The organism is Bradyrhizobium sp. WYCCWR15520, assembly GCF_056174665.1.
Genome location: NZ_JBWBWM010000145.1, coordinates 1 through 1,319, shown reverse-complemented (window position 1 = coordinate 1,319; position 1,319 = coordinate 1). Strand labels below are relative to the sequence as shown.

Genomic DNA, 1,319 nt, shown 5'->3' with positions numbered 1-1,319 from the left:
CTAGCAGGCTGCTGAAAAAGCTGATTGCAGGAGCGATTTTCTTGATCGGCGCGAGGATGCGGCGACTTCCGAGGTCTGAACGACGCCGTAGGCGGTGTCTCGGAGGCGATTTTGCTTCATTTTCGATGCTCCAGACAGACTCATGCCGTCGTTGCCAGAATTTTCGGGATGCGAACGAGGTTGTAGGCGGTCGCGGTCAATACGAAGAACCACTCGACCAATCCTCGGCCGCGATGGCGTGTCTTGCGCAGCCCGCCAACGGTCTTGATCCAGCCGAACGGCTCCTCGATCCGCTTGCGCTTGATCGTGCTGATGCGATAGCCGGGATGACGGGTGGTGCGCGCATCGATCGCCGAGCGGCGATTGGCATTGTTCTGGGAGACATGCGGGGTGCAGCCGCGCTCACGACAGCCTGCGACGAAGTCGGCAGTGTCGTAGTTCTTGTCACCGCCCACCGTGCTGCCAGGCTTGGCATTATCCTCGATCATGTCGAGCGCGGTGGTCCGCTCCGCGGTGCCGTTGGCCTCGGTCAGTCGCGCATCGACGATCAGCCCGTTGCGGTTCTCCGTCATCAGATGACCCATGTGACAGAGCTTGGCCTCCTTGCCGGCGCCTTTGCGGAACAGCCTGGCATCCGGGTCAGTGTTCGAAGAATGCGTGTCATTCTTGCGCTTCTCGCCATGGAAGTCGCGCTCGGCGTTGCGCCCGCCACTGCCCTTGGCCGCCGGCGGTCTGCCATCGCCATCCTTCGGCACAAAACTCTTCATGCTGGCCCAGGCCTCGATCAACGTGCCGTCGACGGAGAAGTGCTCGCTGGACAGCAGCTTGCTCACTTGCGGAAGGTTGAGAACGCTCGCGAAAAACTTCGCCGCGATATCACCGTCGAGCAGGCGGTCCCTGTTCTTGCAGAACACGGTCGCGTCCCACACCGTATCGTCCGCAGACAGGCCGACGAACCAGCGAAATAGCAGGTTGTAGTCGAGTTGCTCCATCAGCTGCCGTTCCGAGCGCACCGTGTAGAACGCCTGCAGCAGCAGCGCTCGCAACAGCCGCTCCGGCGGGATCGACGGCCGTCCTTCGCGCGCATACAGTCGATCGAACGATCGCGACAAATCCTTCAGCGCCGCGTCAACAAGCTCCCGGATCGCTCGCAGCGGATGGTCCGTAGGGATCCGTGTCTCCAGCCGCACGTAGCTGAAAAGGCGTTCCGCATGCTCATCTTCGCCGCGCATCCCGATCCTCAGTCGAAAGGAATCAACCACATGCACAGAATCACACTCCGATCGCCTCGCAAAACGACTTTTTCAGCAGCCTGCTAG

The 1,319-nt window shown here is 61.1% G+C and carries 1 protein-coding gene; it reads right to left on the bottom strand.

Going from position 1 to position 1,319, the window contains the following annotated elements:
- Positions 1-140 precede the first annotated feature (140 nt).
- Positions 141-1,232, bottom strand: coding sequence for an IS5 family transposase (locus AC0QUY_RS42565; protein ID WP_161853322.1), 1,092 nt, complete (start codon positions 1,230-1,232; stop codon positions 141-143).
- Between the last annotated feature and the right edge of the window lie 87 nt (positions 1,233-1,319).